Annotated in this window: 25 protein-coding genes; 14 read left to right on the forward strand and 11 right to left on the reverse strand. The window is 56.5% G+C overall.

Going from position 1 to position 23790, the window contains the following annotated elements; translation table 11 throughout:
* From C7964_RS03325 to fnrL, 5 genes are all read left to right on the forward strand, one after another.
* Window positions 1-1233, forward strand: coding sequence for a TRAP transporter substrate-binding protein (locus tag C7964_RS03325; RefSeq protein WP_110278232.1), 1233 nt, complete (start codon window positions 1-3; stop codon window positions 1231-1233).
* 122 nt (window positions 1234-1355) lie between these two features.
* Window positions 1356-2024, forward strand: coding sequence for a TRAP transporter small permease (locus C7964_RS03330; protein WP_110278233.1), 669 nt, complete (start codon window positions 1356-1358; stop codon window positions 2022-2024).
* Window positions 2024-3382, forward strand: a complete 1359-nt coding sequence (locus tag C7964_RS03335; protein WP_110278234.1) for a TRAP transporter large permease — start codon at window positions 2024-2026, stop codon at window positions 3380-3382. Before C7964_RS03330 ends, C7964_RS03335 begins: the two co-directional genes overlap by 1 nt.
* A 7-nt stretch (window positions 3383-3389) precedes the next feature.
* Complete coding sequence (locus C7964_RS03340; protein ID WP_110278548.1) at window positions 3390-4169, forward strand: IclR family transcriptional regulator; 780 nt, start codon at window positions 3390-3392, stop codon at window positions 4167-4169.
* Window positions 4170-4263: 94 nt separating this feature from the next.
* Window positions 4264-4986, forward strand: coding sequence for a transcriptional regulator FnrL (gene fnrL / locus C7964_RS03345; protein WP_110278235.1), 723 nt, complete (start codon window positions 4264-4266; stop codon window positions 4984-4986).
* 29 nt (window positions 4987-5015) lie between these two features.
* Here fnrL and C7964_RS03350 read toward each other — a convergent pair whose 3' ends face one another.
* Window positions 5016-5849 carry a universal stress protein gene (locus C7964_RS03350; RefSeq protein ID WP_110278236.1) on the reverse strand — a complete coding sequence of 278 codons (834 nt, stop codon included), beginning with the start codon at window positions 5847-5849 and terminating at the stop codon, window positions 5016-5018.
* A gap of 220 nt (window positions 5850-6069) precedes the next feature.
* Here C7964_RS03350 and ccoN point away from each other — a divergent pair, with 220 nt between their 5' ends.
* From ccoN to ccoP, 4 genes are read left to right on the forward strand one after another with little or no spacing between them, the layout of a single operon-like run.
* Complete coding sequence (ccoN, locus tag C7964_RS03355) at window positions 6070-7665, forward strand: cytochrome-c oxidase, cbb3-type subunit I (protein WP_110278237.1); 1596 nt, start codon at window positions 6070-6072, stop codon at window positions 7663-7665.
* Between the two features lie 13 nt (window positions 7666-7678).
* A complete protein-coding gene (ccoO, locus tag C7964_RS03360; protein WP_110278238.1) occupies window positions 7679-8434 on the forward strand; it encodes a cytochrome-c oxidase, cbb3-type subunit II in 756 nt (251 codons plus the stop codon).
* Window positions 8435-8446: 12 nt separating this feature from the next.
* On the forward strand, window positions 8447-8638 hold the full coding sequence (locus C7964_RS03365) for a cbb3-type cytochrome oxidase subunit 3 (protein WP_110278549.1): 192 nt from the start codon (window positions 8447-8449) through the stop codon (window positions 8636-8638).
* Window positions 8635-9507, forward strand: a complete 873-nt coding sequence (gene ccoP / locus C7964_RS03370) for a cytochrome-c oxidase, cbb3-type subunit III (protein ID WP_110278239.1) — start codon at window positions 8635-8637, stop codon at window positions 9505-9507. Before C7964_RS03365 ends, ccoP begins: the two co-directional genes overlap by 4 nt.
* 139 nt (window positions 9508-9646) lie before the next feature.
* Here ccoP and C7964_RS03375 read toward each other — a convergent pair whose 3' ends face one another.
* On the reverse strand, window positions 9647-10759 hold the full coding sequence (locus C7964_RS03375; RefSeq protein ID WP_286163731.1) for a Hint domain-containing protein: 1113 nt from the start codon (window positions 10757-10759) through the stop codon (window positions 9647-9649).
* A 62-nt stretch (window positions 10760-10821) separates the two neighbouring features.
* The gene (locus C7964_RS03380; RefSeq protein WP_110278240.1) at window positions 10822-11322 is read right to left on the reverse strand and encodes an Lrp/AsnC family transcriptional regulator; all 501 of its coding nucleotides are present in this window, start codon (window positions 11320-11322) and stop codon (window positions 10822-10824) included.
* Window positions 11323-11485: 163 nt separating this feature from the next.
* On the opposite strand from C7964_RS03380, the gene trxB reads away from it, so the two are divergent.
* On the forward strand, window positions 11486-12454 hold the full coding sequence (gene trxB, locus C7964_RS03385; protein ID WP_110278241.1) for a thioredoxin-disulfide reductase: 969 nt from the start codon (window positions 11486-11488) through the stop codon (window positions 12452-12454).
* 178 nt (window positions 12455-12632) lie between these two features.
* Window positions 12633-14342, forward strand: coding sequence for a bifunctional sulfate adenylyltransferase/adenylylsulfate kinase (locus C7964_RS03390; RefSeq protein ID WP_110278242.1), 1710 nt, complete (start codon window positions 12633-12635; stop codon window positions 14340-14342).
* A 46-nt stretch (window positions 14343-14388) separates the two neighbouring features.
* Here C7964_RS03390 and C7964_RS03395 read toward each other — a convergent pair whose 3' ends face one another.
* Together C7964_RS03395 and C7964_RS03400 are read right to left on the reverse strand one after the other, a co-directional pair.
* Entirely contained in the window at window positions 14389-14613 is a 225-nt protein-coding gene (locus tag C7964_RS03395) for a DUF1150 family protein (protein ID WP_076661025.1), read from the reverse strand.
* Window positions 14614-14616: 3 nt separating this feature from the next.
* Window positions 14617-15030, reverse strand: a complete 414-nt coding sequence (locus C7964_RS03400) for an Hsp20 family protein (protein ID WP_110278243.1) — start codon at window positions 15028-15030, stop codon at window positions 14617-14619.
* Window positions 15031-15194: 164 nt separating this feature from the next.
* On the opposite strand from C7964_RS03400, the gene C7964_RS03405 reads away from it, so the two are divergent.
* The 3 genes from C7964_RS03405 (at window position 15195) to C7964_RS03415 (ending at window position 17037) form a co-directional block, all read left to right on the forward strand.
* Window positions 15195-15413, forward strand: a complete 219-nt coding sequence (locus C7964_RS03405) for a YdcH family protein (RefSeq protein ID WP_110278244.1) — start codon at window positions 15195-15197, stop codon at window positions 15411-15413.
* Window positions 15414-15485: 72 nt separating this feature from the next.
* On the forward strand, window positions 15486-15974 hold the full coding sequence (gene purE / locus C7964_RS03410; RefSeq protein WP_110278245.1) for a 5-(carboxyamino)imidazole ribonucleotide mutase: 489 nt from the start codon (window positions 15486-15488) through the stop codon (window positions 15972-15974).
* Window positions 15967-17037 carry a 5-(carboxyamino)imidazole ribonucleotide synthase gene (locus tag C7964_RS03415; protein WP_110278246.1) on the forward strand — a complete coding sequence of 357 codons (1071 nt, stop codon included), beginning with the start codon at window positions 15967-15969 and terminating at the stop codon, window positions 17035-17037. Before purE ends, C7964_RS03415 begins: the two co-directional genes overlap by 8 nt.
* Here C7964_RS03415 and C7964_RS03420 read toward each other — a convergent pair.
* The 6 genes from C7964_RS03420 to groL form a co-directional block, all read right to left on the reverse strand.
* Window positions 17034-17759, reverse strand: coding sequence for a lipase family protein (locus C7964_RS03420; RefSeq protein WP_110278247.1), 726 nt, complete (start codon window positions 17757-17759; stop codon window positions 17034-17036). The two genes, C7964_RS03415 and C7964_RS03420, sit on opposite strands and share 4 nt — an antisense overlap.
* Window positions 17760-17811: 52 nt before the next feature.
* Window positions 17812-18648 carry a DMT family transporter gene (locus C7964_RS03425; protein WP_110278248.1) on the reverse strand — a complete coding sequence of 279 codons (837 nt, stop codon included), beginning with the start codon at window positions 18646-18648 and terminating at the stop codon, window positions 17812-17814.
* An 18-nt stretch (window positions 18649-18666) separates the two neighbouring features.
* Window positions 18667-19512: an NAD(P)-dependent oxidoreductase gene (locus tag C7964_RS03430; protein WP_110278249.1), complete on the reverse strand. Its 846-nt coding sequence runs from the start codon at window positions 19510-19512 to the stop codon at window positions 18667-18669.
* A 63-nt stretch (window positions 19513-19575) separates the two neighbouring features.
* Window positions 19576-20817 carry a saccharopine dehydrogenase family protein gene (locus tag C7964_RS03435; RefSeq protein ID WP_110278250.1) on the reverse strand — a complete coding sequence of 414 codons (1242 nt, stop codon included), beginning with the start codon at window positions 20815-20817 and terminating at the stop codon, window positions 19576-19578.
* Window positions 20818-20844: 27 nt separating this feature from the next.
* On the reverse strand, window positions 20845-21939 hold the full coding sequence (locus tag C7964_RS03440) for a carboxynorspermidine decarboxylase (protein ID WP_110278251.1): 1095 nt from the start codon (window positions 21937-21939) through the stop codon (window positions 20845-20847).
* A 169-nt stretch (window positions 21940-22108) separates the two neighbouring features.
* Window positions 22109-23752, reverse strand: coding sequence for a chaperonin GroEL (gene groL / locus C7964_RS03445; protein ID WP_110278551.1), 1644 nt, complete (start codon window positions 23750-23752; stop codon window positions 22109-22111).
* Window positions 23753-23790: the final 38 nt, after the last annotated feature.

Consider the following 23790-nt stretch of genomic DNA (forward strand, 5'->3'; position numbering starts at 1 on the left):
ATGATGATTGGAGATAAACTCAGCCAGATTTCGCGGAGGGATCTGTTCAAGCTGGCAGGGCAATACGGGATGAGTTCGACGCTTATGGCGGCGGGAACATTCGGTGGCGCCATGAGCCTTGCGAACCTCGCCGCGGCGGCGGAATCGACCTACGAACGCCGCTTCGCGAAGGAAGCAAAATACAACCTGAAATTTGGCGCATCCGGCTTTAACGCCCGCAACCTGCTGATCGAGCGTGCGGGCGCATTGGAGTTTGCACGTGATCTGGAGGCACGTACAGACGGTGAAATTCGCATCGAATTTATTGGTGACAACCAGATCTGCGGTCAAACGTCCTGCGTTGAAAAAACACAGCAGGGTATCGTTGATATCTATGCGGCCTCAACACAGAACTCTGCCGGTGGTGCACCTTACCTGAACGTTCTGGACTACGCGTATATGTTCCGTAACCGCGCGGACCAGTATCACTTCCTGTATTCACCGGCGTCCATGCGTCTGCTGCGTGAACCATATGAAAAGCGTCACGGTCTGAAGTTCCTTTTCAGCCATGCGGAACTGCGCGGCATCCAGCTGGGTATGAACTTTGACGACAAACCCACAATCACATCTGTCGAGCAGTTGGCCGGTACCAAGAACCGTGTCACAGGTACACAGCTTGGTCGCATCGCGATGGAAGCGCTGAACCTGAACCCTGTTCCGATCGCGTGGGAAGAAACCCTTGATGGCCTCAAGCAAGGCCTGATTGACGGTGCGGAAACATGGGCCTCTGCGGTGGCTTACGCCAACATGGCGCCTGTTGTATCCCAGTCTGTTCACCTGAACTTCTTCTGCGGTACCGAGCACACAGCCATGTCTGCGTCGGTCTTCGATAGCCTTGAAGGCTATCTGCAGGATGCGGTAATGGAATCAGCCTATTGGGCACAGACACATGTACAGGCGGCAAACGAAGTTGCCCTGATCAACACTGTCGGCCAGTCTGACCCTCAGCTTCCAAACACGATCTTTGCACAAAACGGAGTGCGCAACGCGTTCTTGTCTCCTGAAGAGATCAAGAAGGCGGAAGAAATGTGCTCGCCTGAGTATCAGCCAGCACTCTGGGAAGAGTGGCGCGAGCGCCTCAACGGCTGGTCCGGTGGTCTGGACACATATCAGGAGATCTATGACGAGGTCCGCACAATTGATGCGAACACGTTGCCTGAAAACGTTGAACCACGTCGCTGGTGGAAAGGCTAAGGCCTTTGCCTGTTGACTAGAAATCTGGCCGGCCGAATGTGAGTTCGGCCGGCCTTTTTCACCACACAATAAGATAGCTGCGGTCAATGCAGCTCTAAGACAGATTTCGGGGGGAGACCTGTATGTCGATATTATCCGAGGCGGTAGCTATTGTGCCCGCTCTCTTCTCGGGAAGTGCCTGGGAAATGCGGAGTGCGTTCGATACAGACGGTATGTGGCTGTTCTGTTTTGTGGCGACCTTTGTGGGCGGTGTTCTGGCCCATTTGTTCTATCAATTCTTCCCTTTCATGGAGCGCCATCTAGAGCGCGGCCTCTCGGTAATTGTGTATCTGATCATCGCCGGGATCATCTGTTGGGGTGTGATCGACCGCTTTGTCTTTTCGCACCAGTGGTCAGGATCAACGACGGTCCCGCCCTTCCTGTTTATGGTCATGGCGTGGTTCGCCTGTTCCTATAACGTCAAGCTGCGCACGCACCTGAGCTTTAGCGAATTTAGAACCAAAATGCCCCCCGCGGGTCAAATGGCGACCCTCACACTTGATGCTATTCTCTGGTTCGGCTTCTGCTGGATCGCGATCACTACGTCGCTGCGGTTTACGGTACTGTCCGCTGACAACTTTCAACTCGTCGACGGCGTCGATGACGTCATGAAGTGGTGGTTCTACATCACCGTTCCTATTGCTTTCACCCTGATGTCCGGTCGTGTGATCGGCAATTGGCTGGAAGACTGGAACAATTACCGGTCTGGCGATCAGATCATCAAACAAGCAGTTATTGGCGGAGATGTGTAATGACTGACGGCACATGGATTACCATCATTTCGCTGGCGGTAACGCTGTTCTTTATGCTCGGGACACCGGTCCTGCTGGTGATCTTTTACTGGGTTATCGGGTGTAGTTTTGTCATTGATTTGCCCCTCGCGAACACCGGCAATGAACTGATCAACGTCTTTAGCAAGGGTTTTGCCCTGCTGGCCATGCCTTTGTTTATCCTGACAGGTGACCTGATCAACCAATCGGGGATCGCGCGGCGATTGTCGGATTTTGCCTATTCTTGTCTGGGTTGGCTGCGCGGTGGTCTTGCGATGGCGTCTATCGCAGCCTGCGGTCTGTTCGCGGCGATTTCGGGATCTAACTCGGCCACGACGGCGACCATTGGTTCAATGCTCCATCCCGAGATGGTGAAGGGCAATTACGACGAGCGCTTTTCTGCGGCCACGGCTGCTGCGGGCGGTACGGTGGGTATCATTATCCCGCCTTCGATCATCTTCATTGTCTACGGCTTTTTGTTGAACCTGCCGATCTCCGATCTTTTTGTAGCGGGGATTATTCCTGGCACACTGATGGTTATAGGAATGATGACCGCAGCCTTTATCGTCTGCACGATAAACGGTTGGGGCATCCTGATCGGCCTTTCGATTTCGCGGCTGATCAAGACTGCTATCGGCGCTTGGTTGGGTTTCTTTGCTATCGGTTTGGTGCTTTGGGGTATCTATACCGGCAAGTTCTCACCGACCGAGGCAGCAGGCGTGACCGTGGGCTTTTGTGTCTTCATCGGCTTGCTGTGCTATCCGCTGAACAAGGTTATGGGAGCTGCCGCCGATGTGCCCGTTGAACAGAAAGGCTTTGCCTCGATGTTCGTCGTGCAGGGTTTCACGATTCCGCAGGTGCCGTCTATCGTGTCGCGCTCGGCGCAGATTACGGGTATTCTTGTTCCGTTGATCGCTGTTTCGGTAGCGATGCAACAGGTACTTTCATCACTGGGCGCAAAAGAAACCATTGGTGATTTTGTGACAGGAATGGGCGGCTATTATGCGGTGCTGTTCACATCCATGGCGATTGTTTTCGTGACTGGCATGATTCTTGAATCCTTGCCCGTGACAATCATTCTTGCGCCGATACTTGCGCCAATTGCAGCTTCGGTCGGCATTGATCCGATCCATTTTGCCGTTGTCTTTCTTGTTGGCGCATCCATCGGGTTTGTAACACCGCCCTACGGGCTTAACCTTTATGTCGCCTCCGGTGTAACAGGTGTGCCCTACTTCCGGTTGTTGCGCTACATCGTGCCCTACCTTATTGCACTGATTGCAGTCTGGTTCTTTGTGGCACTTGTTCCGGAAACTGCACTCGCGATTTTGCCGGATAGATAATGTGACGATGATTGACGACGAAAACGATGAGGCCGCCGGCCAAATCCCGACCAATCTAAGGCTCTTGTTGCTTTTAGAAGAAGTCGCGAAGGCCGGCGTCCCTGTCACGCCGTCAGTCATCAACGAGACCATGAAGCTGCCCAAGCCAACGATCCACAGGCTCTTTGCAACGGCAGAGGCAGAAGGGTTTCTGCAACGCGACATTGACGGCCGGTCCTACAGTCCCGGCCGTCGGATGCGGATACTTTCGATCAATACACTGTCGTCCGAGCGGATCAGAACCGTGCGATTGGCTGTCCTGAAGTCCTTGGCGCTATCGGTTGGCGAGACCTGTAATCTTGCGATCCCCGAACGCGAGGGCATGTTCTATCTCGATCGTGTGGAAACCCATTGGCCGCTGCGCATTCAGTTGCCCGTCGGCACACAGGTTCCGTTTCACTGCACGGCCAGCGGGAAAATGTATCTTTCAACGCTGCGCCCCGATTACCTTGACCGGTTCCTGAAGAACAACGAGTTGCGCCGGCAAACGGATAAGACAATCACCGATCCGGCGTTGTTGCGAGAGGAACTGGCGAGGACGCGGGAGCGGGGTTATGCCACGGATGACCAGGAATTCATGCCCGGCATGAGCGCCATTGCCGTGCCCATTCTCGATGACCGCGGGAGGCTCTTGTCGACACTCTCGATCCATGCGCCCGAACAAAGGGTGCAGGTTGCGGAACTGACAAAGCATCTTGAGACATTGCGCGATGCGGCAGACGAATTGGCTGCAATTGCCGGACGGTGACCGGGCCCAATATGTGCTGTGCGAAATGCGCCTTTGAACCTGCGCTGGAATTGCGCCATATTGGGGTCAGCCAATAAGACCGGGGAATTACAAAATGACGCTCGCCGTTCCAAAGCTGCGCTCCTGCAATGATTGTCCCATTCGCTATAGTGCAGTCTGTTCCAAATGTGAGCCGGACGAATTGCTGCAATTGGAAGAGATCAAGTATTACCGGACATATGCCGCGGGCCAGCCCATCTTTTTTGGTGGTGACCCGCTGGAATTTGTCGGTTCGGTTGTGTCGGGGGTCTCCAGCCTGATGCGGACGTTGCCTGATGGCCGAGTGCAGATGGTGGGGTTGCTTTTGCCGGGCGATTTCATGGGACGCCCCAATCGCGACACGATCGACTGTGACGTGGTCGCAGAAACCGACGTCATGCTGTGTTGTTTCCGGCGCAAACCCTTTGAGAAGATGATCCTTGATACGCCGCATGTCGGCCAGCGTCTGCTGGAGATGACACTGGATGAACTGGACGCTGCCCGTGAGTGGATGCTGGTCTTGGGCCGCAAGACCGCGCGCGAAAAAATCGCGTCCTTGCTGCATATGATCGCGGTACGCATGGCATCGCTGAAACCCGGTGAGACGGCAGCAACCACATTCACCTTGCCAATCACCCGTGAGACGATGGCCAACTATCTGGGCCTGACGATCGAGACAGTCAGCCGCCAGATGTCCGCCTTGAAGAAAGACGGGCTGATCGCTTTTGATGAACGCCGCGATATCCGCGTGCCCGATCTTGATGCCTTGAAGGCTGAGACAGGTGAAGAGGGCTTCTAGCTCCTATCTCTGACTCGGTGCCAGATATCCTAACGCGACATCAGGATTGGCAAGTCGGCGAGTTCCAGCAAGTCGCGCGTCGCGCCGCCAAAGACAGCCTCGCGTAGCCGTGAATGGCCATGGGCACCGCTGACGATCATCTTTGCACCAACCTCTTTCGCGCGCCGCAACAGGATATCGCTGACATGCGGTTCGGTTTTGGCCAGAACGGCGACTTCGGATTTTGTGCCGTGACGCATCAGGTATTGCGCCATCGCGCCGCCCGGATCAGACCGGTCGGCGGCATGCATCGGCGGATCAATGATACAGATATCTGTGATGTCGGCCTGCTCCAGAAGGGGCATCGCGGCCCGCGCCGCAGCCAACGCTTCGGCCCCGTCGTTCCATCCCATCAGTACATGACCGCCCGCATCAGGCGCTTTGCAGCCCTTGGGAATCATCAAGACGGGTCGTTCGGCGGCAAAGAGGCAGGCCTCGACAAGAGACGCGGCCTCGGGATTGTCCTGATAGGGGCGGGGCAATACCACCAGATCAGAGAATCGCAGTTTGCGGGCCAGATAACCTGTTAGGGCAGGGCCTTGCACAGTGGCCGCCTGTGATGACCAGCGCACGACTTCGCCGCGCATCCGGTCGGTTAGCCATGCTTCGATTGCCTCGCGCTCGGCCATGGCATCGGTGGTTTGTTGCGCCACCATCAACGCCTCGGCGCCGATGTAGTAATTGTTTGTTTCGGTATGGCTGATTGTCACGACATAAACGTCGAGATGCGCATCCATCCGGTCTGAAAGCGCGATGGCCGCATCCAGCGCTTCTGCGGATTGGTCTGTGTCGGTGAGAATCGTGGCGATAATCTTGTATGACATTGGTCCGGCCTTCCCCATATCGGTCTTACGTTGGGGGCGATCGTTCGCGCAAAACCGCCTCTTGCCAGAACACTGGCTTTCTTTGCTTTGCATGACCTTGATCCATGTCAAACGCGCCATTGATCCACATCAAAGACCCGCCGCGCCCCGGATTCCATAAGCACATGAACCAAGTAGCCGTCGGACCCTATTGCGATCCGGCAAGAAAAGGGGATCACTTATGGGGAACTATATAAAGTTGATAGCATTGGGGGGTGTTACGCTCTTTGCTGCTCTCGCTGCAAACTGGGGGCGTGATGTTGCGTATATCGTGCATGCTCTCATCATCATGGGCGTCGCGGCCTTTATGTTTGTGCGTGTGTTGCGCCAGATGGAAGCGCCGGTTTACGCCACGCCTGACGGCTATATGGACGATGTCGTCCGCGCCGGCGTAATTGCCACCGGTTTTTGGGGTGTTGTCGGGTTTCTGGTGGGCGTGGTTATTGCCTTCCAGCTCGCCTTCCCAGCCCTTAATTTCGAGGTCCTGCAACCCTATGGCAACTTTGGACGGCTACGCCCACTGCATACCAGTGCGGTGATTTTTGCGTTCGGCGGGAATGCCCTGATCATGTCGTCTTTCTACATCGTGCAACGGACCTGCGGCGCACGGTTGTGGGGTGGCAATCTCGCGTGGTTTGTTTTCTGGGGCTACAACCTCTTTATCGTTCTGGCGGCGACCGGCTATCTGCTCGGTGCGACCCAATCGAAAGAATATGCCGAACCTGAATGGTACGTCGATATCTGGCTGACAGTAGTTTGGCTGGCGTTCCTGGCGGTCTTTATGGGCACGATCTTCAAACGCGTCGAAAAGCACATTTATGTCGCCAACTGGTTCCTGCTGAGCTTCATCATCACGGTGGCGATGCTGCATCTGGTCAACAACCTGAGCATCCCGGTCAGCATCTGGGGCAGCAAATCTGTGCAGGTCTTCTCGGGCGTGCAGGATGCGATGGTGCAGTGGTGGTATGGCCACAACGCGGTGGGCTTCTTCCTGACTGCGGGCTTCCTGGGCATGATGTACTATTTTGTACCCAAGCAGGCCGGGCGTCCGGTGTTTTCCTATAAGCTGTCCATCATCCACTTCTGGGCGCTGATCTTCCTGTATATCTGGGCAGGTCCACACCACTTGCACTATACAGCGCTGCCTGACTGGGCTTCGACACTGGGTATGGTCTTTTCGATCATCCTGTGGATGCCGAGCTGGGGTGGCATGATCAACGGTCTGATGACGCTGCAAGGCGCCTGGGACAAGCTGCGCACCGATCCGATTATCCGGATGATGGTGATCAGCCTTGCCTTCTACGGGATGTCCACATTCGAAGGCCCGATGATGTCGATCCGTGCGGTCAACAGCCTGTCACACTACACAGACTGGACCATCGGTCACGTACACTCCGGTGCGCTGGGCTGGAACGGGATGATCACATTCTCCGCACTCTACTTCCTGACACCGAAACTGTGGGGACGCGCGCAGATGTATTCCATGTCCGCAATCAACTGGCACTTCTGGTTGGCCACAATCGGCATCATCCTCTATGCGGCCTCGATGTGGGTCACCGGGATCATGGAAGGCCTGATGTGGCGTGAAGTCGACGCAAACGGGTTCCTTGTGAACAGCTTTGCCGACACCGTTTCCGCGAAGTTCCCGATGTATGTGGTCCGTGGCCTTGGCGGGGTTCTGTACCTCGGCGGCGCACTGATCATGGCGTGGAACATGTACATGACCATCCGTGGCGGGGCGAAAGTCCACGCACCGGTTGGCGTGCCGGCAGAATAAGGAGGGCTGAGATATGTCTGATACACCAAACACACCAGCCAAAGGCTTCCTTTCCAAACACGCGATCCTTGAACGCAGTCCAACGTTGCTTCTGATCTCCTCCCTGTTGGTGGTGACGGTGGGCGGGATCGTGGAAATCGCACCCCTCTTCTATCTTGAGAATACGATCGAAGAGGTAGAGGGGGTGCGACCCTATTCCCCGCTCGAACTGGCAGGGCGCGATGTCTACATCCGCGAGGGATGCTATGTATGCCACAGCCAGATGATCCGCCCCATGCGGGACGAGGTTGAACGCTATGGCCACTACTCGCTGGCGGCGGAATCCATGTATGACCATCCGTTCCAGTGGGGGTCCAAACGCACGGGCCCCGATCTGGCCCGTGTGGGTGGCAAATACTCGGATGCTTGGCATCTTGATCACCTGATCGCGCCACGCTCGGTTGTGCCCGAATCGATCATGCCGGGCTATGCCTACCTGCTCGATACGCCGGTGAACGCGGAGTATACCGCCGATCTTGTGTCCACCCACCGGTTTGTTGGTGTGCCTTACACCGATGAAATGATCGAGGTCGCTGCAGCGGATGTACTGGCGCAGGCCGATCCGAATACAGAGGCCTATGACGATCTTCTCGAACGCTATCCGGGGGCGCAAATCCGCAACTTCGACGGCGCGCCCGGTGTGTCCGAAATGGATGCTCTCATCGCCTATCTGCAAATGCTGGGCACAACGGTCGATTTCTCGACCTTCACCCCAGACGCAAGCCGCTAAGGAGGCATGGATATGGAAAACACATCTCTCCTGACCCAGATGGCAGAAAACTGGATGCTGCTGGCGATGTTCACGCTGTTCATTGGCGCAATCCTCTGGGCCCTGCGCCCCGGGACCCGTGCCTTGCACCGCGACACCGCCAACATCCCTTTCCGTAACGAGGACCGCCCCGGTTCTTCCGAGACTGAGGAGCTGCAGAAATGAGCAGCAATGACCAAAAAGACATCGACGACGTCACAGGCACTGACACAACAGGTCACACTTGGGACGGGATCAAGGAACTGAACAACCCTTTGCCGCGCTGGTGGCTCTGGACCTTCTACATCACGATTTTCTGGGGGCTGGCCTATTCGATCGCCTATCCCGCATGGCCGATGATCAGCGGCGCAACGGCTGGTCTGTTGGGCTATTCAACACGGGCCGAAGTGGCGCAGGATATCGCCCGTTTTGAAGATGCGAACGCCGAGATTTCGGCGCAACTGGCCTCTGCTGATCTGAACACCCTGTTGGAGAACGAGGACCTGGCCCGCTTTGCGACCTCTGCCGGCGGTGCGGTGTTCCGCAACAACTGTTCCCAGTGCCACGGGTCGGGTGCCGCAGGTGCGGTGGGCTATCCCAACTTGCTGGATGATGACTGGCTCTGGGGCGGTGATTTCGACAACATCGAATACACGATCCGTCACGGTATCCGGAACGAGGAAGACTGGGATGCGCGTTACTCTGAAATGACCGCTTATGACGAGATCTTCAGCAATGAAGAGGTGGATCAGGTCGTCCAGTATGTGCGTCTGATTTCCAATCAAGAGCATGACGCGGGTCTTGCAGCGGCAGGCGAAGAGCTCTTTCTCAACAACTGTGCCGCCTGCCACGGCGATGACGGCGCAGGTAACCGTGATCTGGGCGCGCCTAATTTGACCGATGCGATCTGGCTCTACGGCGGGAGCGTGGATGCCCTCGAAGAAACCGTGCGCTATGCCCGTTTTGGTGTCATGCCGCCTTGGGGCGAACGCCTGACAGAGGCAGAAATCAAAGCAGTCACCGCTTATGTCCACCAGTTGGGTGGGGGCGAATAGGGATCACTGGCCTCGGAACATCTGTTCGCGCATATATCTGATGGCTATGTGAAGGAGAGGGCGTCTGCGAAAGTGGGCGTCCTTTTCTTTCTTGATTGATTTAGTTGTCATCGCTGACAATGACGTGGCGCAGAAGTCTCTACATGAGAACCGGTTTTTGATTCTTCAGATGGCGCGCGATGGCCTGCTTTTGCTGTCGCCCCGATGGGATAAAACGCGCAGGTTCCGGCCGGTAGTCGATGTCTGCTATTTCCGGAAACAGCGTCAGAATTTCTTGCTTTGCTTCGGGTGAAATGGCGCTGAGTGCCTCTGGGCCGGTGAAAAGGCTTTCCGTTGGCGCGCCTTCGGCAAAGATCACCTCGTGCTGATCAAACAGAAGGTGGACATAGGTGACGTGGGATACGTCCTCTTCCACGTAAATGCCGGGCAGGGCGGTCAATTTGATTGCCGGAATTAGCACGTCACGCACGCCAAACATGCGTTCCGAGATATTCGAGGACATCAGCATCCTGTGTTGCCGCGATACCAAGAGGTCGCGCTCGGGTAGGTCTTTGCCCAAAGCGCCAGCGACAATACGGACAGGATAGAGGCGCGGGTTGCAGCGCAATTCATCCCTTGAAACGGTCGTGGTAAAGACACGGCGCAAGACGCCAAATGTCTGATCCGCGCGCAGAATACGGTCACCCTCACTGAGTGTCTCAACCGGCTGCGGCCCTCGGTCCGTTGAAATAAGCGTACCTTCGCAGAAACAAGGCACAAGACGGGATTCGTCGATTGCACCGGGGCCACCATTTGAGGGACCTTCAGATGCACTTATGATCTCGAGCGGGGTGTTGGGCGGGGGTACGATATCAACAAAGGTGATCGCCTCGATTGTCGCAAAGCTCGGACTGCTATTGTTGATATTGACAGCGATCGCTGTGTAGAGGTTGCCATCGGGATCACGCAGGACGAATTGATATTCGGCTTCAATGCCCGCGCCTGCCGTAAAGGTTACACCATCAATAGTGACATCGGCATCAAGGCTCTGACCGCCGTCATTATCCGCAAAATTCGTTTCCGAACCATTGTCGTCGACAAAAATCTCTGTCCTGCCTGTCGTGTTGATCGTGAGCGTTTCGCCGACCAGATGACTGCCGTCACCCTGGTCAAGCCCGTCAAGTGTCTTGGGAACGGTAACGCCATCGACAACCCGCGTTCCGGTAAGCGAGATATTCCCTTCGCCGTAAACAAAGAACGAATATATTGCCAAAGTGCATACTCATAAGGTTGACCTCATGAGTTTAGGCGACTTTGGGCGCAAAAGAAAGTTTTCTAAGCCTCTTGCGCCAACCGGGCCTCAAGCACGTCAAACGGCACGCCGGGTTCATCCTTGGCGCCACGGATTACCAGTGACGTTTTCACGGATGCCACGTTATCGGCGCTGGTCAGTTCCTCGGTCAGGAAACGCTGGAACGTCCGCAGATCAGGGGCAACACATTTGAGGATGAAATCCACCTCGCCGTTCAGCATGTGACATTCGCGTACCAGAGGCCACAACTTGCAGCGGTTTTCAAAGGCACTCAGGTCTGCCTCTGCCTGACTGACCAGTCCGACCATCGCAAAAACCTGTACCTCGAAACCCAATTCGCGGGCGTTGACATCGGCATGATAGCCCTGGATATAGCCTTGCTCTTCCAGAGTTCGCACGCGGCGCAGACATGGCGGGGCGGAGATGCCCACACGCTTGGCAAGCTCGACGTTGGTCATGCGACCATCGGCCTGCAGTTCCGCCAGAATCATGCGGTCGATTTCGTCTAGTTTGGTCCCTGGCATCGGATTTTCCCTGATATTTTGCAAATACTACGCCAAGAAGGCCCTGTACGCAATATTATTTCAAGGGTTAGCAACAAAATAACGCAGGCTGCGCGCGACGAGTTGGTCTTTTATCATCGCCTGCAGAGGGCTATATCAAAAGGGAAATTTAGGAGAGACTGCCATGACCGACACGCGCCACATCAAAGTTTTGATCATCGGATCAGGGCCTGCGGGCTATACGGCGGGCGTTTATGCCGCGCGCGCGATGTTGGAACCGGTCCTGATCCAGGGGATCGAGCCCGGCGGGCAGTTGACCACCACGACCGAGGTCGAAAACTGGCCGGGTGATACCGAAGTGCAGGGGCCTGATCTTATGGTCCGGATGGAGGCGCACGCCCGCGCGATGGGCTGTGAAATCGTCGGTGATATCGTGACCTCGCTTGATTTGCAGAACCGCCCCTTCACCGCAACCTGTGACAGTGGCGCGGTCTATACCGCTGACGCAGTGATCCTATGCACGGGTGCGCGTGCCAAATGGCTGGGGCTACCCTCGGAAGAGAAATTCAAAGGGTTTGGTGTGAGCGCCTGTGCGACCTGCGATGGCTTCTTCTATCGCGGTCAGGAAATTGTTGTCGTCGGTGGCGGCAATACGGCCGTGGAAGAAGCGCTTTTCCTGACCAACTTTGCATCCAAGGTTACGCTGGTGCACCGCCGTGATGAACTGCGCGCCGAGAAGATTTTGCAGAATCGTCTGATGAACAACCCCAAGATCGAGACACTGTGGTTCCATGAGATCGACGAGGTCTATGGTGCCGATAGTCCTTTGGGCGTGGAAGGCGTGCGTGTGAAGCATACGCAAACCGGTGAAGTGACCGAGATCCCTGCGAAAGGTGTGTTTGTGGCAATTGGGCATGCGCCGGCGTCCGAACTGGTCAAGGACCAGTTGGAGACCCACAACGGTGGCTATGTCAAAGTGGCCCCTGGTACGACGAAAACCGCCATCCCGGGTGTCTTTGCTGCAGGTGATTTGACGGACCACGTCTATCGTCAGGCGGTCACCTCTGCCGGTATGGGCTGTATGGCGGCGCTGGATGCCGAGAAATACATCGCCGAACTGGAAGATACGCAAGCCGTTGCGGCTGCCGAGTAGGTTCCTCACCTGCTGCCTTTGGGGAGGGTGTTCTGATCTGTGGCCTTAAAATAGGATGTGAACCCCGTATTTTCAGGCCCGTGGACATTATCGGTTTTTTTCGATCTGGCCGCTAGACAAGCCCCTTGGGCCACGTCTATGCCACGGCTAACTGACCTTTAGCGTATTTGAGAAGACTATGTCGCATGATCTGACACCTGTTCCAGAGCTTTATGTTTCTTACGAGAGTGCCCAGAAGATGAAGCTGGAAGCCGCCGAGCTGACCAGCCATGATCTGACACCGCGCCAGATTTGCGATCTGGAATTGCTGATGAACGGGGGCTTTAACCCGCTAAAAGGGTTCTTGGGCCAGGCCGATTACGAAAGTGTCGTGGACACGATGCGTCTGGCCGACGGCACGCTTTGGCCGATGCCGATTACTCTGGATGTGTCAGAGGCCTTTGCCGAGACAATTGAACTTGGTCAGGATATCGCGCTGCGTGATCAGGAAGGTGTGATCCTTGCCACGATGACCATCACCGACAAATGGGTGCCGAACAAAGCGCATGAGGCTGAAAAGGTCTTTGGTGCGGATGATAGTGCGCATCCTGCGGTCAATTATCTGCACAACACGGCAGGTGCCGTGTATCTTGGTGGTCCTGTCACGGGTATCCAGCAACCTGTGCATTACGATTTCCGCGCACGCCGCGACACGCCAAACGAATTGCGCGCCTATTTCCGCAAGTTGGGTTGGCGCAAAGTCGTGGCCTTCCAGACCCGCAACCCGCTGCACCGCGCGCATCAGGAACTCACGTTCCGCGCGGCCAAAGAGGCGCAGGCGAACCTTCTGATCCATCCGGTCGTGGGCATGACCAAACCGGGCGATATTGACCACTTTACCCGCGTGCGTTGTTACGAGGCGGTGCTGGATCAATACCCTTCATCTACCACCACAATGTCCTTGCTGAACCTTGCGATGCGCATGGCCGGTCCCCGCGAGGCGGTCTGGCACGGCTTGATCCGTAAAAATCACGGCTGTACCCATTTCATCGTCGGTCGCGATCATGCAGGCCCCGGCAAGAATTCTGCGGGCGAGGATTTTTACGGCCCCTATGATGCACAGGACCTGTTCCGCGAGCATCAGGAGGAAATGGGCATCGAAATGGTCGACTTCAAGCACATGGTTTATGTGCAGGACCGCGCCCAATATGAGCCAGCGGACGAGATCTTGGACAAGGATGATGTGACGATCCTCAATATCTCGGGCACTGAGTTGCGCCGCCGTTTGTCTGAAGGGCTTGAGATTCCTGAATGGTTCTCGTTTCCTGCCGTTGTTGAAGAACTGCGCAAGACGCGTCCCCCACGTGCAGAGCAGGGGTTCACTGTGTTCTTCACCGGATTTTCGGGTTCTGGAAAATCAACGGTCGCCAATGCGCTGATGGTCAAGCTGATGGAAATGGGTGGGCGTCCGGTCACGCTTCTGGACGGGGATATCGTGCGCAAGAACCTGTCATCCGAACTGGGCTTCAGCAAAGAGCACCGCGATCTGAACATTCGCCGGATCGGCTATGTGGCCTCCGAGATCACCAAGAACGGCGGCATCGCGATCTGTGCCCCGATCGCGCCCTATGCGGCGACCCGACGTGCCGTGCGCGAAGATGTCGAGCAGTTCGGCGCGTTTATTGAAGTGCATGTCGCGACTTCAATCGAAGAATGCGAGCGGCGCGACCGCAAGGGGCTCTATAAACTCGCACGTGCAGGCAAGATCAAGGAATTCACAGGCATTTCAGACCCCTACGATGTGCCTGAGAACCCTGAACTGCGTTTGGAAACCGAGAGTGTGCCTGTCGACAACTGCGCGCATCAGGTGATTCTGAAGCTTGAAAGTCTTGGCTTGATCAAAGGCTAACGCATTGGTGTCAAAGGTAAGGTGGATCAAGATCCACCTTACATGATCAATGCACCGTGACTGGCTGCATGTTGTTTTCGCGGGCCAGATGAAAAGCCAGCTTGCGATCAGCAACCAGTGCGAGTTGTTCGCCATCGGCGTTGTGGACTGAAAACAGCTCTTCCAGGTCACCGACGCGTTCACGCATTTCCTCGGGAAGGTCGGTTGCAAGGATAGGTTTCACATAGACGATGCCTTGACCGAGCTTTTCGAGATCGAATTTGGTATTCATAACTTACCCCTTCCTGATTTTGATGGTTTGCACGACACGCTGCGGGACCGCGCGGCTCAGGTCGACGTGCAGCAGACCGTTTTCCATGATCGCCTCGCCGACATCGACGCCATCGGCCAGTACAAAAGAGCGTTGGAACTGACGCGCCGCGATTCCGCGATGCAGGAAGATGCGGCCTTCACTGTCGTCAGACTGGCGGCCACGGATAACCAGCGCATTGTCCTCAACCGTGATTGACAGATCACCTTCCGCAAAACCGGCAACGGCCAGCGTGATGCGGTAGGAGTTTTCCGACGTTTGTTCGATGTTATAGGGCGGGTACCCTTCGTTGCCGCTTTTCGCGGTCCGTTCGACCAGCCTTTCCAGCTGTTCAAAACCCAAAAGGAACGGATGCGTTCCCAAAGCCAATTTTGTCATAAGACATGCCCTTTGTTGAAGCGACTGTCAGGTTGTGGCCCCATTCCGGCGACCGTTGCTAAAAATATGGGTGTGGATGGGGCATTGATCAAGAGGAAGTATTAGGTTCTTGATGCTTTCACACTATAGAGTGGGGCAAGATCCCGCCCCTAAATGAGCTGTTGATGAACACTTCGAACAAAATGGAAGAAGTAGAGGTCCTTCGCATCAAGCTGGAGGTGCTGCGTCGTGAGCACCGTGATCTGGACGAAGCGATTGAGGCCCTGCATGAGCGCGGCTCGGCTGATATGCTCACCATCAAGCGGTTGAAAAAGCAAAAGCTGGCGCTGAAAGACCGGATTGCCCAACTCGAAGACCGCATTTTACCTGATATCATTGCATAACACGCCAGAGGGCATTGCCGCGCCGCCGGGCTTGGCTATAGTGCCGCTTCGTTTTGAAGGTGGGACAATATCATGACCAAACCCCTTGTCGGTATCATTATGGGCAGCCAGTCGGACTGGCCCACGATGCGCGAAGCGGCAGATGTGCTTGATGCTTTGGGGGTTCCTTACGAGACCAAGATTGTCTCGGCGCACCGGACCCCTGATCGTCTATGGGAATACGGCAAGACTGCTGTGGACCGTGGTTTGCACGTCATTATCGCCGGTGCTGGTGGTGCAGCGCATTTGCCGGGCATGATGGCCTCGAAGACCCGCGTGCCTGTCGTGGGCGTGCCGGTGCAGACGAACGCCTTGTCGGGTGTGGACAGCCTTTATTCCATTCTGCAAATGCCGCGCGGCTATCCTGTGGCAACAATGGCAATCGGTGCGGCGGGGGCCAAGAACGGTGGTTTGATGGCGGCGGGTATTCTTGCGCTTCATGACTCCGATTTGGCCGCGCGATTGGACCAATGGCGCAGCGATTTGAGCGCTTCTATTCCGGATGAACCCAGCGATGTCTGACGCTCTTCCTGTCGGGGCCACGATCGGTATCTTGGGCGGTGGTCAATTGGGTCGTATGCTGGCCGTTGCTGCAAGCCGCCTTGGCCTGAAAACCCATATTTTTGAACCTGGCGCGAATGCACCTGCGGGTGATGTCGCGCACCGTGTGACCACAGCTTCCTATGATGACATCGCAGCGCTGACTGCCTTTGGAAAAGCGGTTGATGTCATCACATATGAGTTCGAGAACATCCCGACGAGCGCGCTTGATCTACTTGAAAAACTGGCCCCGATCCATCCCGGGCGTCAGGCATTGGCCACCAGTCAGGACCGTTTGACGGAAAAGACCTTCTTGCAGGACTTGGGTTTGCAAACAGCGCCTTTTGCGGATGTCGGCAACGCGGCCGAGTTGGACGCTGCACTTGCCACGATTGGCACGCCTGCGATCCTGAAAACGCGGCGGATGGGCTATGACGGCAAGGGGCAGGCGCGGATCATGACGCCGGATGATGCGGCCAGTGCACTTGCCGATATGGCCGGTGCCCCTGCGATCTTGGAAGGCTTTGTGAATTTCAGCCATGAGGTGTCAGTTATTGGCGCCCGCGGGCCTGACGGGGCGGTGGCATGCTATGATCCGGGCGAAAACGTGCATGAGGCGGGCATTTTGCGCACCACGACCGTGCCTGCGAAACTGACGCCCGGCCAGCGCACGGATGCCGTGCTGATTGCTGCGCGCATTCTGAATGCGCTGGACTATGTCGGTGTCATGGGGGTCGAGTTGTTCGTCACTCCGCAGGGTTTGATCGTGAATGAAATCGCGCCGCGTGTCCATAATTCGGGCCATTGGACACAGAATGGCTGCACCATTTGCCAGTTCGAGCAGCATATCCGCGCCGTGGCCGGCTGGCCCTTGGGGGACGGTTCGCGCCATTCGGATGTGGTGATGGAGAACCTGATCGGTGACGATATGAACCGTGTGCCCGAACTGGCCAAAACTGATGTGGCGATCCACCTTTATGGCAAGGCCGAGGTCAAGGCAGGGCGCAAGATGGGCCATGTCAATCGGGTTGTAAAACCCGCTTAGTCGGTCCCGAAGATAATCCCCGTGAGGCTGAGACTGCGGTCGAATTCGCCGTCGCGCAGGAAGGCTACGACCTCTTCTATGACCAGAGGATTGTTCATCATGAAGGTATGGGTGACCGGCAGGACAAGGTGGTCTTTCATACCTTCCAGCCGCGTGGACGCGACCGACACTTTCCCGTCATCGGGCCCTTCGATCAGGGCGGAATAGACAGGGTTAAGGGTGCGATTGCCCGCGATGATCCCGATTTCATACGGTACTTCCGCCAGTTGGTTCGGCAGGCTGCCTGCCTCGGTCCCCAGTTGCAGGCCAGCGGGGCCGTTGACCCATTGGAACGGTTCGAAGTCGCCGAAGATATCGACGAGTTCGGAGCCGCCATTGGGTGGCCCCAGCATGACCACCCGCCCCATGTCAGCGGGGCGGTTGTTGGTCAGCCATGCACGCACAAGGATGCCGCCCATCGAATGGGTCACAAAATTGACGCGGCGGTCACCACAGGCGGCCACATCTTCGGGTAGGTTTTGTTGCACCAATGTCGGGATATCCGCCTCTGTCGAGGGGTAGCCGCGGTTCACCACGAAATACCCTTCGTCTTCAAGCACCAGCTGGAGGGAGGTCAGAGAAATTTCGGTCCGCGCCAGACCGTGAAGCATGACAACGCACTCTTGCGCCACCGCTGCGCCAGAGAGGAAAATGCCGAAAAGTGATGTCCAAATCAGTCTCATACCCCATAGGTAGCATCCATGGGGGCGTGCAAAAGTCCAAAAGTGCATAAACCTAACGTCGTGCGATCAGCGACACAGCGATGCCGCCAAGAACCAGCGTGCCTGCCGCGATCAGACGGGGGGTAAGCGGTTCGCCCAGAAACAGCACGCCTGCTGTTACAGCGATAACGGGCACGCTGAGTTGTGCGATCCCTGCAATGGTGGTCGGCAGGGCGGGCAGGGCGCGGTACCAGAGTGCATAGCCAAGCCCCGAAGTGATCGCCCCTGCGATGATGGCGGTAAAGATAGCGGGGGCAGGCATGCCGCCTATGCCGGTTGCGATCATCACCACTGCGACAAGCGGCAAACACAATAGAAAGTTGCTGGCGGTGGCGCCTAGGGCGTCGGCCTCGGCCCGTCCCAGAAGCGTGTAAGCCGCCCAGGCCGCCCCCGCGACGGTCATGGAAATGGCGCCACCGATGGGGACGGTGATGTCGCCGTTGGGCCAGAGCAGGACACAAAGACCTGCCAGCGCGATAGCGGCCCCGACCCAGCGCAAAAGCGGGATGCGGCCACCTTCGAAGACAGCCCAGCCAAAGATCAGGATTTGCAGAACGCCAAAAAGGATCAGCGCGCCAAGCCCCGCGTCAAGCGTGATGTAGGCCAAAGAAAAACCGACCATATAGATGGCGAGCGCCAGCGCGCCTGCGCAACGGCGCGCCGTGAAGACCTCTGGCCTTGGCGCTTTGCGGGCCATCACCAGGATCCACAGCATTGCCGCCCCTGCGCCTGTCCGGATGGTCGCGAAATCCAACGGGTCCATGCCTTGCAGCGCCACACCAATCCTGTTGAGGATTGAATTGGCAGCAAAGGCGCACATCGTGAGTGCGACAAGGGCGAAAAGCCGCATTATGCAGGCCTGCTCGCGTTATCCACGGTTGTAGGCTGCCGTGACCAGTGCTGCGGGGTCTTTTGCGCCCAGACCATCAGCGAGAGCCTGTTTTTGGCGTTCGCCTGCGAGTGCCAGGATGGGAGAGGAGAGCCCGTAGGCCTCGACCACACGTTGGAAGACGCCGTTGTCTTTGTGGGCTGCCTGGATTTCGAAGCCGACCGTTTCGTCATCGCCGAGGATTTTGGGAATACGGTCCGCGATCATGGGAATACCGGCAGGGCCACCGCAGAGGATGCGAAGTGCGGTTTCCAGCGGAAGGCCTGCACGTTTTGCCAGTGGCATCATGTCATCAAGGCCGCTGAAGTAGCATTGCAGCATGCTGTTGTTGATTGTTTTCATCACAAGGCCAGTGCCAAGCGGCCCCACGTGGAAGACGCGGCCAGAGATGGCGCTCAGGATGGGTTCCGCGCGTGCTGCCGCATCATCGCTGCCGCCGATAAAGACACTGCATTGGCCTGCAAGCACCAGTTCCGGTCCGCCGGAGATCGGGGCATCGACGGCCAGAGCACCTTTGGCCTCAATCCGCGAAATGCGGTCTTTGATGATCGTGGGGACGACCGTGCTTGTGTCGATGATGATCTTGCCGGTGAGGTCCTGAGTGAGGCAGGTGTCGAGAACGGAAGCCACAGCGGTATCGTCAAGCAGGCTGAGGATCAGCGTGTCGCAGGTGTCGATCAGGCTGGAAAGGTTCGCAGCGGTGGCGATCCCGTCAACTGCGCGGCCACTGCGGGTCCAGCCCTGGACGATGTGGCCTTGCGCACGCATCCGCTGGGCAATCGCGCTGCCCATGCGCCCTAATCCGATGATACCGGTCTTTGTCATGCTACGCCTCCTTTGTCAGAGGCGATATGATACCGGATCACCGGAAAAGGGAAGGCGGGTTGCTTAGGCTGCGTCCCACGCACGGTCGCCCTTGGCGTCTTTGACGCGTGTGGGCAGGCCGATTTTATCAAGCAGGGAAAACAGTGGTTTGGGGTCCAGCTCTTCGACGTTCATCATCTTGCCGTGGTCATAGGTGCCGTCGGCAATGCGCATGGCCACAGCCACTGGAGGCACGCCAGCGGTATAGGAAATCCCCTGGCTGCCGACTTCGTTATAGGCGTCTTTGTGGTCAGCGACGTTGTAGACGAACACCTCGACCTCTTCGCCGTCCTTGGTGCCTTTGACCAGATCACCGATGCAGGTTTTGCCTGTGTAATTGGGCGCAAGGCTGGACGGGTCGGGAAGGACGGCTTTCACTACTTTCAGCGGCACAACTTCAAGGCCCTCTGCCGTAACAACGGGCTGTTCGGACAACAGGCCAAGGTTCTGCAGCACGGTGAAGACGTTGATGTAGTGATCGCCAAAGCCCATCCAGAACCGGATATCCGCCTGCGGATAGTTGGTGGCGAGCGAATGCACCTCGTCATGGCCGGACATATAGGCCTTTTGCTTGCCGACGACGGGCAGGTCCCATTCGCGGCCCACCTCGAACATCTTGTTTTCCTGCCATGCGCCGTTTTGCCAGCTATAAACGGTGCCGGTGAATTCGCGGAAGTTGATTTCCGGATCGAAGTTGGTCGAGAAATATTTGCCGTGGTTGCCTGCGTTGATATCGACGATGTCGATCGAGGTGACCTCGTCCATGAATTCATCTACCGCGAAACGCGCGAAGGCATTGACCATGCCCGGATCAAAGCCTGCACCGAGGATCGCAGTGACGCCAGCGGCGGCGCAATCGTCGCGGCGCTTCCATTCGTAGTTGGCATACCACGGTGGGGTTTCGCAGATCTTGGCAGGGTCTTCGTGGATCGCGGTGTCGATATAGGCAGCACCTGTCTGGATACAGGCCTCAAGCACCGTCATGTTCACGAAAGGGCTGCCTACGTTGATCACGATCTGGCTGTTCGTGTCTTTGATCAGATCGGCCACAGCCGCGCTATCCATGCCATCCACAGCATGGGCTTGCAGAACGCCGTCCTGTTTCATCGCGGATTTTTCATGCACACTTTCAATGATCGCCTCGCATTTGGCGATTGTGCGGCTTGCGATATGGATGTCGCCGAGCACGTCGTTGTTCTGCGCACATTTATGCGCGACAACCTGTGCGACGCCACCCGCGCCGATGATCAAGACATTGCGTTTCATATATCCAAAAGACCTCTTGTTGTAGTTTCAGGAGAGCGCGGCGGCGAAATCATCATAGTTGAAATCGCGCACCAAACGGACCGTGCCATCCAGTTCGCGAATGGCGATGCTGGGCATCTTGACCCCGTTAAACCAGTTTTTCTTAACCATTGTGTAACCTGCCGCGTCCTGAAACGAAAGCCGGTCGCCCGCTTTGAGCGGGGCGGCAAAGCGGAACTCGCCGAAGATATCGCCTGCGAGGCAGGATTTGCCGCAGATCATCCATTCATGATCGCCCGTGTTCGGCGCAATCTTGGCAGGCTCGCGGTAGATGATCAGGTCCAGCATGTGCGCTTCGATCGAACTATCGACGATGGCAAGGTTTTTACCGTTGTGCATGGTGTCGAGCACAGTGACTTCGAGCGTTGCGGCCCCTGTGATCGCGGCCTCTCCTGGTTCAAGGTAGACCTGCACACCGTAGGTGGCCGCAAAGGATTTCAGCCGCGCCGCAAGCCTGTCGAGCGGATAACCCTCGCCTGTGAAATGGATCCCGCCGCCCAGGCTGATCCAGTCCATTCGGTGGATGATCGCGCCAAAGCGGTCCTCTATCAGGGTCAGCATTTCGTCGAAACGGTCGAAGTCGTCGTTCTCGCAGTTGTTGTGGAACATCAACCCGCTGATCTGGTCGGTGACTTTCGCAATTTCAGCAGGATCATGTTCGCCCAGACGGCTGAAAGGGCGGGCAGGATCGGCGAGGTCAAATTCGGAAGTAGAAACGCCCGGGTTCACGCGCAGGCCGCGGATGTGGCCCTGCGACGCGTCGGCGAATTTTTTCAACTGACCGATGGAGTTGAAGATGATCTTGTCGGAATGCTCCAGAACTTCGACAATTTCGTGATCGGCATATGCCACGGAATAGGCGTGTGTTTCACCTACGAATTTTTCCTTTCCCAAGCGCACCTCGTAGAGCGACGATGAGGTTGTGCCGTCCATATAGTCGGACATCAGGTCAAAGACGGACCATGTTGCAAAGCATTTGAGCGCCAATAGGGATTTCGCACCGGAGTTTTCGCGCAGCCACGCGATTTTTTCGAGGTTTGGCAACAGGCGGGATTTGTCGATCAGGTAATAGGGTGTCTGCATGGTCGGGTCCCTCCGGTTGGGCGTGTTCTGGCGGGTGCTTAGCCTGCATCGCTTTGCACCGAAAGTAGTCTTTTTACATGTCGATCAAGCAGAAAGGGCGGCCCCTTGCGGGACCGCCCTTCGTTTTCTGAGCTGGTAAACAGCGTTTGGGCCGGGCCCAAACCGCAATTTACATCATGCCGCCCATGCCGCCCATGTCGGGCATGCCGCCGCCAGCGCCAGCGCCTTCTTTGGCAGGCTTGTCTGCAACCATGGCTTCGGTTGTGATCAGCAGACCTGCAACAGAGGCTGCGTCCTGCAGAGCAGTGCGCACCACTTTGGCCGGGTCGATCACGCCAAACTTGAACATGTCGCCATATTCTTCTGTCTGCGCGTTGAAACCATAGGACTTATCGTTGCTTTCGCGGATTTTGCCAGCAACGACGGAACCGTCGACGCCAGAGTTCTCTGCGATCTGGCGCAATGGTGCTTCGATGGCTTTGCGGATGATAGCGATACCAACATCCTGGTCAGAGTTTGCACCCTTCAGTCCTTCGAGTGTTTTGCCAGCCTGGATCAGCGCAACACCACCACCAACAACGATACCTTCTTGTACGGCAGCGCGTGTGGCGTTCAGCGCATCATCAACGCGGTCTTTGCGCTCTTTCACTTCCACTTCGGACATGCCACCGACGCGGATAACAGCAACACCACCGGCCAGTTTGGCCACGCGCTCTTGCAGTTTTTCGCGGTCGTAGTCGGATGTTGTTTCCTCGATCTGGCCACGGATCTGTGCAACGCGGGCTTCGATTTCGGCTTTGTCGCCTGCACCGTCAACGATGGTTGTTTCGTCTTTGGTGATCGAAACGCGCTTGGCTGAGCCCAGCATGTCGATTGTGACGCTTTCCAGCTTCATACCCAGATCGTCGGAGATGACCTGACCGCCTGTGAGGATCGCGATGTCCTGCAGCATGGCCTTGCGGCGATCGCCGAAACCGGGGGCTTTGACCGCTGCGATTTTCAGGCCGCCGCGCAGTTTGTTGACAACCAGAGTTGCCAGCGCTTCGCCTTCAACGTCTTCCGCGATGATCAAGAGTGGCTTGCCGGACTGGATGACAGACTCGAGCAGTGGCACCATTGGCTGCAGCGAAGAAAGCTTCTTCTCGTGCAGCAGGATGATGGCGTCTTCCAGCTCTGTTGTCATTTTGTCGGGGTTTGTCACAAAGTAGGGTGACAGGTAACCGCGGTCGAACTGCATGCCTTCAACAACATCGGTCTCTGTCTCAAGACCCTTGTTCTCTTCGACAGTGATAACGCCTTCGTTGCCGACTTTCTGCATCGCATCAGCGATTTGACGACCGATTTCAGTTTCACCGTTGGCAGAGATTGTACCAACCTGCGCAACTTCGTCGCTGTCGTTGACAGGACGGGCAGCGGCTTTGATGGCTTCCACGACTTTGGCTGTTGCCATGTCGATGCCGCGCTTGAGGTCCATCGGGTTCATGCCGGCGGCAACAGATTTCATGCCTTCTTTGACGATGGCCTGAGCCAGAACGGTTGCGGTTGTTGTACCGTCGCCTGCTTCGTCATTGGTGCGTGAGGCCACTTCTTTGACCATCTGCGCGCCCATGTTCTCGAACTTGTCTTCCAGTTCGATCTCTTTTGCGACAGAGACACCGTCCTTGGTGATGCGTGGCGCGCCGAACGACTTGTCCAGAACCACGTTGCGGCCTTTGGGGCCGAGAGTGACTTTTACCGCGTTCGCAAGAATGTTGACGCCTTTGAGCATCTTGTTCCGTGCATCGGTATCGAATTTTACTTCTTTAGCAGCCATTTTCATGTGCTCCTTGAATGATTGGAAATGTGAGGGCG

This window comes from Loktanella sp. PT4BL, from assembly GCF_003201935.1.
Taxonomy (GTDB): domain Bacteria; phylum Pseudomonadota; class Alphaproteobacteria; order Rhodobacterales; family Rhodobacteraceae; genus Yoonia.

What these genes read in the sequence shown, in the direction of transcription:
- C7964_RS03325 (WP_110278232.1), top strand. Translation starts at nt 1, where the DNA reads ATGATGATTGGAGATAAACTCAGCCAGATTTCGCGGAGGGATCTGTTC.
- C7964_RS03330 (WP_110278233.1), top strand. Translation starts at nt 1,356, where the DNA reads ATGTCGATATTATCCGAGGCGGTAGCTATTGTGCCCGCTCTCTTCTCG.
- C7964_RS03335 (WP_110278234.1), top strand. Translation starts at nt 2,024, where the DNA reads ATGACTGACGGCACATGGATTACCATCATTTCGCTGGCGGTAACGCTG.
- C7964_RS03340 (WP_110278548.1), top strand. Translation starts at nt 3,390, where the DNA reads ATGATTGACGACGAAAACGATGAGGCCGCCGGCCAAATCCCGACCAAT.
- fnrL (WP_110278235.1), top strand. Translation starts at nt 4,264, where the DNA reads ATGACGCTCGCCGTTCCAAAGCTGCGCTCCTGCAATGATTGTCCCATT.
- C7964_RS03350 (WP_110278236.1), bottom strand. Translation starts at nt 5,849, where the DNA reads ATGTCATACAAGATTATCGCCACGATTCTCACCGACACAGACCAATCC.
- ccoN (WP_110278237.1), top strand. Translation starts at nt 6,070, where the DNA reads ATGGGGAACTATATAAAGTTGATAGCATTGGGGGGTGTTACGCTCTTT.
- ccoO (WP_110278238.1), top strand. Translation starts at nt 7,679, where the DNA reads ATGTCTGATACACCAAACACACCAGCCAAAGGCTTCCTTTCCAAACAC.
- C7964_RS03365 (WP_110278549.1), top strand. Translation starts at nt 8,447, where the DNA reads ATGGAAAACACATCTCTCCTGACCCAGATGGCAGAAAACTGGATGCTG.
- ccoP (WP_110278239.1), top strand. Translation starts at nt 8,635, where the DNA reads ATGAGCAGCAATGACCAAAAAGACATCGACGACGTCACAGGCACTGAC.
- C7964_RS03380 (WP_110278240.1), bottom strand. Translation starts at nt 11,322, where the DNA reads ATGCCAGGGACCAAACTAGACGAAATCGACCGCATGATTCTGGCGGAA.
- trxB (WP_110278241.1), top strand. Translation starts at nt 11,486, where the DNA reads ATGACCGACACGCGCCACATCAAAGTTTTGATCATCGGATCAGGGCCT.
- C7964_RS03390 (WP_110278242.1), top strand. Translation starts at nt 12,633, where the DNA reads ATGTCGCATGATCTGACACCTGTTCCAGAGCTTTATGTTTCTTACGAG.
- C7964_RS03395 (WP_076661025.1), bottom strand. Translation starts at nt 14,613, where the DNA reads ATGAATACCAAATTCGATCTCGAAAAGCTCGGTCAAGGCATCGTCTAT.
- C7964_RS03400 (WP_110278243.1), bottom strand. Translation starts at nt 15,030, where the DNA reads ATGACAAAATTGGCTTTGGGAACGCATCCGTTCCTTTTGGGTTTTGAA.
- C7964_RS03405 (WP_110278244.1), top strand. Translation starts at nt 15,195, where the DNA reads ATGAACACTTCGAACAAAATGGAAGAAGTAGAGGTCCTTCGCATCAAG.
- purE (WP_110278245.1), top strand. Translation starts at nt 15,486, where the DNA reads ATGACCAAACCCCTTGTCGGTATCATTATGGGCAGCCAGTCGGACTGG.
- C7964_RS03415 (WP_110278246.1), top strand. Translation starts at nt 15,967, where the DNA reads ATGTCTGACGCTCTTCCTGTCGGGGCCACGATCGGTATCTTGGGCGGT.
- C7964_RS03420 (WP_110278247.1), bottom strand. Translation starts at nt 17,759, where the DNA reads ATGAGACTGATTTGGACATCACTTTTCGGCATTTTCCTCTCTGGCGCA.
- C7964_RS03425 (WP_110278248.1), bottom strand. Translation starts at nt 18,648, where the DNA reads ATGCGGCTTTTCGCCCTTGTCGCACTCACGATGTGCGCCTTTGCTGCC.
- C7964_RS03430 (WP_110278249.1), bottom strand. Translation starts at nt 19,512, where the DNA reads ATGACAAAGACCGGTATCATCGGATTAGGGCGCATGGGCAGCGCGATT.
- C7964_RS03435 (WP_110278250.1), bottom strand. Translation starts at nt 20,817, where the DNA reads ATGAAACGCAATGTCTTGATCATCGGCGCGGGTGGCGTCGCACAGGTT.
- C7964_RS03440 (WP_110278251.1), bottom strand. Translation starts at nt 21,939, where the DNA reads ATGCAGACACCCTATTACCTGATCGACAAATCCCGCCTGTTGCCAAAC.
- groL (WP_110278551.1), bottom strand. Translation starts at nt 23,752, where the DNA reads ATGGCTGCTAAAGAAGTAAAATTCGATACCGATGCACGGAACAAGATG.